This window comes from Pseudomonas sp. NPDC087614, assembly GCF_044743485.1.
GTDB lineage: Bacteria > Pseudomonadota > Gammaproteobacteria > Pseudomonadales > Pseudomonadaceae > Aquipseudomonas > Aquipseudomonas baetica_A.
In genome coordinates, this window is sequence record NZ_JBIUWN010000072.1 from 19418 (window position 1) to 28229 (window position 8812).

General features: G+C 59.4%; 8 protein-coding genes. 3 read left to right on the plus strand and 5 right to left on the minus strand.

Annotated features, from left to right (window positions below; genetic code table 11):
- Positions 1 to 75: 75 nt before the first annotated feature.
- Entirely contained in the window at positions 76 to 1599 is a 1524-nt protein-coding gene (locus tag ACIOWA_RS22185) for a fumarate hydratase (protein ID WP_221730643.1), read from the minus strand.
- A gap of 460 nt (positions 1600 to 2059) precedes the next feature.
- Between ACIOWA_RS22185 and ACIOWA_RS22190 the strand changes: the two genes are divergently transcribed.
- From ACIOWA_RS22190 to ACIOWA_RS22200, 3 genes are read left to right on the plus strand one after another with little or no spacing between them, the layout of a single operon-like run.
- Positions 2060 to 3166 (plus strand): GGDEF domain-containing protein, encoded by a 1107-nt coding sequence (locus ACIOWA_RS22190; RefSeq protein WP_339434288.1) that lies wholly within the window; start codon positions 2060 to 2062, stop codon positions 3164 to 3166.
- Positions 3159 to 4094 carry an iron-sulfur-binding ferredoxin reductase gene (locus tag ACIOWA_RS22195; RefSeq protein ID WP_401161954.1) on the plus strand — a complete coding sequence of 312 codons (936 nt, stop codon included), beginning with the start codon at positions 3159 to 3161 and terminating at the stop codon, positions 4092 to 4094. The genes ACIOWA_RS22190 and ACIOWA_RS22195 overlap by 8 nt, the downstream gene beginning before the upstream one ends.
- 29 nt (positions 4095 to 4123) lie before the next feature.
- The gene (locus ACIOWA_RS22200; protein ID WP_401161956.1) at positions 4124 to 4873 is read left to right on the plus strand and encodes an enoyl-CoA hydratase-related protein; all 750 of its coding nucleotides are present in this window, start codon (positions 4124 to 4126) and stop codon (positions 4871 to 4873) included.
- Between the two features lie 251 nt (positions 4874 to 5124).
- Here ACIOWA_RS22200 and ACIOWA_RS22205 read toward each other — a convergent pair whose 3' ends face one another.
- The 4 genes from ACIOWA_RS22205 to ACIOWA_RS22220 form a co-directional block, all read right to left on the minus strand.
- Positions 5125 to 5364, minus strand: a complete 240-nt coding sequence (locus ACIOWA_RS22205) for a hypothetical protein (RefSeq protein ID WP_401161958.1) — start codon at positions 5362 to 5364, stop codon at positions 5125 to 5127.
- A 214-nt stretch (positions 5365 to 5578) separates the two neighbouring features.
- Positions 5579 to 6856: a hypothetical protein gene (locus ACIOWA_RS22210; protein ID WP_401161960.1), complete on the minus strand. Its 1278-nt coding sequence runs from the start codon at positions 6854 to 6856 to the stop codon at positions 5579 to 5581.
- A gap of 276 nt (positions 6857 to 7132) precedes the next feature.
- The gene (locus ACIOWA_RS22215) at positions 7133 to 7867 is read right to left on the minus strand and encodes a hypothetical protein (RefSeq protein WP_401161964.1); all 735 of its coding nucleotides are present in this window, start codon (positions 7865 to 7867) and stop codon (positions 7133 to 7135) included.
- 199 nt (positions 7868 to 8066) lie between these two features.
- The coding region (locus ACIOWA_RS22220) for a pyruvate kinase (protein ID WP_401161962.1) at positions 8067 to 8812 on the minus strand (746 nt) is incomplete at its 5' end.

Sequence of the window (8812 nt, forward strand, 5' to 3'; positions counted from 1 at the left end):
CGTTCGGTTTGTTCAAACAAAAAACGGCCGGATCATCCATGGGATGAACCGGCCGTTTTCATGGAGGCGAAGCGCTTACTGCACTTCTACCGCCAGGCTTTGGCTGATCTTCTGTTGCCAGATCGCAGGACCGGTGATGTGCACCGACTCACCTTTGCTGTCCACCGCAACGGTGACCGGCATGTCCTTGACCTCGAACTCGTAGATCGCTTCCATGCCCAGTTCGGCAAACGCCAGCACTTTGGACTTTTTGATCGCTTGCGCCACCAGGTAAGCCGCGCCGCCGACCGCCATCAGGTACACGGCTTTGTTGTCCTTGATCGCCTCGATCGCGGTCGGGCCGCGTTCGGACTTGCCGATCATGCCCAGCAGACCGGTTTGCTCAAGGATCTGACGGGTGAACTTGTCCATCCGCGTCGCGGTGGTCGGGCCTGCCGGGCCCACCACTTCGTCACCGACCGGATCAACCGGGCCGACGTAGTAGATGAAGCGACCTTTCAGATCGACCGGCAGGGTTTCACCTTTGTTCAGCATCTCGACCATGCGCTTGTGCGCGGCGTCGCGACCGGTGAGCATTTTGCCGTTGAGCAGCACGGTTTCGCCCGGCTTCCAGCTCTGCACGTCTTCCGGAGTCAGCGTGTCGAGGTTGACGCGACGGGCCGACGGGCCGGCTTCCCAGACGATTTCCGGGTAGGCGTCCAGCGGTGGCGCTTCCAGCGAAGCCGGGCCGGAACCGTCGAGCACGAAGTGCGCGTGACGGGTGGCAGCGCAGTTCGGGATCATGCACACCGGCAGGGAGGCGGCGTGGGTCGGGTAGTCCATGATCTTCACGTCGAGCACGGTGGTCAGGCCGCCGAGGCCCTGGGCGCCGATGCCCAACTGGTTGACCTTCTCGAACAGTTCCAGACGCATTTCTTCGATGCGGTTCTGCGGGCCACGGGCCTTGAGTTCGTGGATGTCGATGGATTCCATCAACACTTCTTTAGCCATGACCGCGGCTTTCTCGGCGGTGCCGCCGATGCCGATGCCGAGCATGCCCGGTGGGCACCAGCCAGCGCCCATGGTCGGAACGGTCTTCAGGACCCAGTCGACGATCGAGTCGGACGGGTTGAGCATGGCCATTTTCGATTTGTTCTCGGAACCGCCGCCCTTGGCCGCCACGTCCACTTCCACGGTGTTACCCGGGACGATGGAGTAGTGAATCACGGCCGGGGTGTTGTCCTTGGTATTTTTACGAGCGCCCGCCGGGTCGGCGAGGATCGAGGCACGCAGGACGTTTTCCGGCAGGTTGTAGGCGCGGCGCACGCCTTCGTTGATCATGTCGTCCAGGCCCATGGTGGCGCCATCCCAGCGTACGTCCATGCCGACGCGCACGAACACGGTGACGATACCGGTGTCCTGGCAGATCGGGCGGTGGCCGGTGGCGCACATGCGGGAGTTGATCAGGATCTGCGCCATCGAATCACGGGCCGCTGGCGATTCTTCGCGCAGGTAGGCTTCGTGCATCGCCTGGATGAAATCCACGGGGTGGTAATAGGAAATGAACTGCAGGGCGTCGGCAACGCTCTGAATCAGGTCGTCTTGCTTGATCACGGTCATGAGTCGCGCTCCTCTAAAAGACGGGAACATTTTAATAGGGCAGCTTTGAGCTTCGAGCTTCGAGCGGCAAGTCAAAGGCAGTACGTGGACTGTTTGAGCTTGCGGCCTTGAGCTTGCAACTTGAAGCTGGCCCTTTGGGCCGGGCACGCCGGGGCTGCTGGCGCGACGCTAAAAAGGCGCGGCAGTATACCGCGCCTCGGTGGGGCATACACGCGCCGGGATTCATTCGTTGGTCGAATGGCTTGATGGGGGGGCGGGGGATTTCATTGGCAAATCGAGATCCTTGCCCCTCAGTCGGGCCCTGTCTCCCAGGGCGGTGAGGGGCTTTTGAGGCCACGCTTTTGACGCCAATTATCCGGCCCGAAAATCAATGGTCATTTATCGACTACGCCACTAAAGTGGCAGCCGGTCTGTAGGGTAGGACACTCGGTCAGCCTCCAAACGCACGGTGAGTCAACGATTGACCCATAACGCCATTCAACGTCTTTTGCTTAAACGCTTCGCCCTCGCTGCAGCCACCTATGGATTGGCTTTGCTGCTGCTGTGGCTGGCGTTTTTTACCGGTCATTTCGGCGAGTCCCTGCGTGCTGTGACCATCGGCAGTGTGCTGGTGGTGATCAGCCAAGCCACCTTGTTCGGCCTGTTCTGGAGCGGACGCAATATGCGTTTTGCCGACCCCAGCCTCACCGAAGCGCAAGTGCTGCTCGGGCTCGGCTGGCAGACGTGGCTGATCGCTCACCTGGACGAGGCCCGGGGCGCGTTTTTGGTGTTCTACGTGCTGATCCTGCTGTTCGGTCTGTTTCATCTGAGCCGACGGGCGTTCATCCGCTGTGCTCTGTTGGTGTTCTTCAGTTTCTGCGCGATTACCCTGTGGGACGGTTACCACTTCCGCCTGCCGGAGCCAGCGCTCGCCGTGCTGCAAGTGTGCATCCTGGCGATGGTGCTGGCGTGGCTGGTGATTTATGCGCGCTTTGTTCAGGTTTCGCGTCAACGCATACGCCAGCGCCGGTTTGCCTTGCAGGCACATCAGGACACCTTGCGCGGGATGATGCGCCAGCTCGAAGACCTGGTCGCCACCGACGAGTTGACCGGGCTGTTCAATCGTCGACACTTTTTGCGTCTGGCCTCGCGTGAACTGAATGCGATGGACAGCGAAGCGGTGCACGGCCTGGCGCTGATCGACCTCGACCATTTCAAGCGCATCAACGACCTGCACGGTCACGCCGCCGGCGATCAGGTGCTGCAGGCCTTTGCCGGTGTCGCCCAAGCGTGTCTGCGCGACGGCGACGTATTGGCGCGTTATGGTGGTGAGGAATTCGTGGTGTTGCTGCCCGACTGCGACGCCGAACGCCTGACCGCCTGCTGCGAGCGTCTGCGCGTGGCCTTTACCGACGTCGAATTGGTCGGCGTGAATGTGCGTGATCTCAGCCTCTCGGCCGGCATGACCCTGTTGACCTTGGGCGATGATCTGGATGACGCCTTGCAGCGCGCCGACCAGGCGCTCTATCGAGCCAAGCGTGACGGGCGCAATCGCTGTGCGGCAGCCTGGGAGAACGTAGATGCCTGAGCTTCGTGTGGGTCAGCAGAACTGGTCGGTAGCGGCGGGTAGCAACCTGCTCGATGCCCTCAATCAGAACGGCGTGGCGGTGCCATATAGCTGCCGCGCCGGCCGTTGTCATGCCTGCCTGGTGCAGTGCGTGCAAGGCCTGCCGGCCGACAATCGCCCGGATGCCTTGAGTGCCGAACAGCGCCAGCAGGGTTGGCGGCTGGCTTGTCAGTGCCAGGTTGTCGAAGACTTGCAGGTGCACACCTTCGATCCGGCGACGGACGGACGCCCGGCAGTTGTCGAGGCGCTGGACTGGCTGAGCGACAGCGTTCTGCGTTTGCGCCTGAGTCCGCAGCGCCCGCTGCGCTATAGCGCCGGGCAACATCTGGTGTTGTGGATCAATCACATCGCACGTCCGTATTCGCTGGCCAGCCTGCCGGAAGAAGACCGTTTTCTGGAGTTTCACCTCGATTGCCGCCAGCCCGGGGAGTTCAGCGACGCGGCACGTTGTCTGCAGATCGGCGACCCGATCCGCCTCGGCGAACTGCGCGGTGGTACGTTGCAATACGACGCCGACTGGCATACCCGACCGTTGTGGCTGCTGGCGGCGGGTACAGGCCTCGGCCCGTTGTTCGGTGTCTTGCGTGAAGCGCTGCGTCAGGATCACCAGGGCGCCATCCGCGTCATTCACCTGGCCCATGACGCCAGTGAGCATTATCTGGCCAAACCCCTTGGCGCACTGGCCACCCAGCGTGAAAACCTGACCGTCGAGCTATGGACGGCGGCCGAGGCGCCCGCCGCTTTGGCGCAACTGCGCCTTGTTTCCCGGCAAACCCTGGCCTTAGTCTGCGGCTCGACGGCCAGTGTCGACGCCTTCGCCCGGCGTCTGTACCTGGCCGGATTGCCGCGCAATCAACTGCTGGCCGACGTATTCTTCAGCCGTGGTTGAGCGCTGATCCATCAGACGTGAGACACGCCATGACCGAAGCCATCCTGCTGGAACGCGAGCGCGGTTTACTGACCCTGCGCCTCAATCGCCCGGACAAGAAAAACGCCCTGACCCGCGCCATGTACAGCCGTCTCGCCGAGGCGTTGAAGCAGGCCGACAGTGATCCTGAAATCAACGCCGTACTGATCACCGGCAGCAGCGAATGCTTTACGGCCGGCAATGACATCGCCGACTTCATCCAGCAACCGCCCAGTGACCTCGACAGCCCGGTGTTCCACTTCATGCAGGGCCTGCTCGAATGCCGAAAACCGGTGATCGCCGCTGTGGCCGGCGCAGCGGTGGGCATCGGCACCACGCTGTTGCTGCATTGTGATCTGGTCTATGTCAGTCGCGATGCACGGTTGTGCATGCCATTCGTCAACCTTGGGTTATGCCCCGAGTTCGGCTCCAGCCTGATCCTGCCGCGCTTGCTTGGCCAGGCCAAAGCAGCAGAGTTGTTGTTGCTCGGTGAAGGTTTCAGCGGTGAGCAGGCCGCGGCCTGGGGCATTGCCAGCGAAGCGTTGGGCAGCGGCGAAGCGGCATTGGCCAAGGCGCGGGAGATGGCGCTGCGCTTCGACGAATTACCGCCCGAAGCGGTGCGCATCAGCAAACAATTGATGAAAGCGCCGGATCGCGAGCAGATCAGCCAAGTGATCGAAGAGGAAGGCGCACTGTTTACTCAGCGGTTGCGCTCACCCGAAGCGCTGGCGGCGTTGACCGGGTTTATCAAGCGGCATTGAATTTTCGCTGACGGTAGCGGCCTTTCGGGAGCAAGCGTCCTCCCCAATCTGAAATTCATTCCCCTGTAGTGAGCAGGCTCGCGATTGCATTTGATCAGTCAAAACCCCTCTGGGATCAGAAAGACAAAAGCCCCACCATTCACATGACGGGGCGACATTGAATTGCAGACAGACTGTGTGTCGGCTTCAACTCTTCCCGTGGAAACGAAGGATCACGCCCTGAGTCACCGACGTTGACAGAAAGCCCGCGATCACGATTTTTCCAGCGATCCTTCAGGCAACAAGCGGCCCAATATGTAGTGCCCTCCGGAATCATGAAAAGCATCGCCAGTAAAATAAAGGCGTTCCAGTGTCGAAGGGGATTGCGCTGTAACGTCTAAAAGTGTGGTTTGCGACCGCAGGTTAGGGATGTTCAGGTGCCAAATGCCTTTCTCACCAAAACTTTCATCCAGTGAACCGGCTTGTCGGACTGATGGGCTTGGAGTGGCCATGTAACGCTCCTTGAATGGATTGTTTTCGGCTTTAGTAGCTCCCCATCATCCTGCCGGGTCTACTGGCAGGTCTGACAGTTGACACTGGTTTGTTCGTTGTGCGTGCCGCGCCTCACGGTCAAGGGGCGCTGCCTTTCGAGCGCCGCATGCAGGATGTAAAAGCCCCGTCATTCATCGGCCGGGGCTTTTGCTTTCTGCTCGCTTGAAGTGACAATCAGCCAAGTCCGTGCAAGCGCAGTACCTGACCTTGAAACTGCGGGGTAGTCCCGGTTCCTGCCACTACGATCTTTCCATCCTTCTGTAGCGTGACAGCGTAGAAAGTTGTTCTGCCGCCAACGTCCGTACCCATCCAACCGATGCCCGCGAATGTTGTATCAAACGAACCGTCACTGAGTATTCTTGCGACGACGGCTGGCGCTGTTTCATCCAGTTGCTTGCCTATCAAAACGATCTTGCCATCCGGTTGCATGAGTCCGCCGGCCCAGTAGGTGGGCTCATTATTCAATCGGGTGAGCAAGGGTTGACCTCGATTGAACTGGAGATTGGCGCTGCCATCCGGTTCCAGACCGATCAAGAGACCTTGGGGCGTTTCGGTTCTGCCGATGCCCAGCAGACGGTTGTTCGGTTGTTGAATAATGGCCACCAGTCTGGCGGACTCCGACACTGGCACAATGACAAACCCGCCATTGCCAAAGCCTTGATCGAGGCTGCCGTTGAGTCCGTAGCGCGCGAACAGAGGCGCCGACGTGCCTGAGCGTGGCGCCAGTTGGCCGCAGACGACAATGTTGCCGTCCTGATCGATCAAACCGCCATGCACTTTGACGTCAGCAGGATCGGCACCCGGATAAATGACCTGGACATACCCCTTGTCATTGAAAGAAGTGTCCAGCGAACCATCGTTGTTGAGCTGGAAAATAAAGGCGCGGGTGTCCGCCAGATGAGTGATGACGTAAGAATTTACGATCAGGATTTTTCCATTGTCGAGGGGCAAGACGTTTGCCGGCACGCTCTGATCTTTACCTCCCCCCACGTCTATGAGCATCAGGGCATTGAGCTCTTGAGGTCGCGGAAGTACGACATGCCCCGCCATTCCAAATTCGACGTCCAGCGTTCCGTCGGGCAGGTATCGGGCCAATGCCGGATCACGTGCGCCTCCTACAGACCCGGTCACGAGAATTTTGCCGTCACTGAGAACGCTCACGGCGTTCCCCCGGGACTCGTTTGTTCCGGCAAAAAAACCGGTCACGACGCCATTCGTGCCAAAGCGGTTGTCCAGCGTTCCGTCAGCCAGCAAGCGCCCCAGCAGGTAGGGCGAATGGGTGACGCCACGTCGTATCTGACCGGTGAAATACAGGTGCTCCGGGGCTGTGGTGACGCCGAGGATGGTTGTTTCAGAGCCCAATTGCGCGAGGTCGAGACGAAAAATACCTGCATCTGCAAAACTTTCATCAAGCGACCCTGCGGCCTGCACAGATCGATCTGAGTGGTTCATGTGGCTGTCCTTGAGTATGGGGGCGACTCAAGTAGCTACCCCTCACCATCCCCCGTCTACTGTCAGGTCTGACAGTAGACGGGGGATGTCACTCTGTGATTTACGCTTGCTGTGTCAGCGATGAGGCCGGCACAGGCGCCACACCTGCCTGACCCGGACGCAAAAAGTCCCGCCATTCAAATGGCGGGGCTTATTTTTCAGAAAGTCAGGTGGACCCATATCCTGACGCCATCGATACCCATGGTTGAAGAGGTTGTCAGAGGAGATTGCATACCTTCAACCAAGCAGGCCGCGCATGATTTTGATGTTCGTATCGGTTGTCCAACTGAAAAACAGTACGTTGTCAGGCATGAACGCGATGGCGGGTGATGAGCCCGTGGTCTGCGGGAAACGCAGGGAGCCGGTGCCTTTGCCGAATGAGCTGTCGAGTGTGCCGTCACTGATCAAGCGAGCGATCACAACGTTCCGTGTGGCCTCCATCGGCAAGTCTGCTCTCCCTGCCACGAGAAGTTTTCCGTCGCTCTGCGCTGTGCCCGCAAGCCACCCGGTTTCTGCATAGTCGAGCACTGTCTTGAGCGGTTGTGTGCGGTTGAACTGAATATTGGCTTTGCCGTTTGGCTCTCGACTGATCAGCAATCCTTTTCTGACGCTTGCAGAAGCTTCACCGATGGCAAAAACGCGTTGATTGGGCTGCAAGGCCAATTGATGAATTGCAAAGTATTCCTTTTTTTTACCAGCGCTCAGATAACCCGTTTTGTTGAAAATCTTGTCCGGCGAGCCATCGCTGTTCAGCACAGTGATGACGCCGAATGGGCTGTCCAGGTTCTGCAGCAAAAGGATTTTGCCATCGGGCATTACTGATGCCTGAGCCTGATCGTTATTGGGTTGACGGTCAGTTGCAGGTGTTGATGCGCAGCGGGTGGCCGGTAGATCGACGATGACTAAACCATTGTTGCCGAAGGTAGCGTCCGCAGTACCGTTCAGCGCCATCCGATACAGTGCTTTTTCGATGGGGTGCCGCTGGCTCTCATCTGTTTGGCTTCAGGAAGGCAAGGCCTTCTTTCGTTCTTGATGGGATGCAGGCATCGACCTTGGCAGGCTCCTTACTGTAAGACCTGACAGTTGACGCATGAATAATTGCAGTGTCGGCCTTTACAGGGGCGAAAAAAAACCGCCATTCACATGGCGGTTTTTTTCAGCATCCGGTCACTCAGACCTGCGGGTCGCCCACGTGCAGGATCTTCATGCCGTTGGTGCCGCCGGTGGTGTGGTAGCTGTCGCCCTTGGTCAGGATGACCCAGTCGCCTTTTTCCACAACGCCGCGTTTGACCAGTTCGTCGATGGCCTTCTGGCTGACTTCGTGCGGTTCCAGCGAGGCTGGGTCGAACGGAATCGTGTACACGCCACGGAACATCGCCGCACGCGCCTGAGTCTCGCGGTGTGGCGAGTAGGCGTAGATCGGCACCGAAGAACGGATACGCGACATGATCAGCGGGGTGTAGCCACTTTCGGTCAGCGCGATGATCGCTTTGACGCCCGGGAAATGGTTGGCGGTGTACATGGTCGCCAGCGCAATGCTTTCGTCGCAGCGGGTGAATTCCTTGCCGATGCGGTGGCTGGAGGTTTTACCGGTCGGGTGCTTCTCAGCGCCGACGCAAATGCGCGCCATCGCTTGCACGGCTTCCAGCGGGTACAGGCCAGCGGCGGATTCGGCCGAAAGCATCACGGCGTCGGTGTAGTCGAGCACGGCGTTGGCCACGTCGGACACTTCGGCGCGGGTCGGCATCGGGTTCTGGATCATCGACTCCATCATCTGGGTCGCCACGATCACAGCCTTGTTGTGGCGGCGTGCGTGCAGAATGATTTTCTTCTGAATGCCCACCAGTTCGGCGTCGCCGATTTCCACACCGAGGTCACCACGGGCAACCATCACCGCGTCGGAGGCCTTGATCAGGC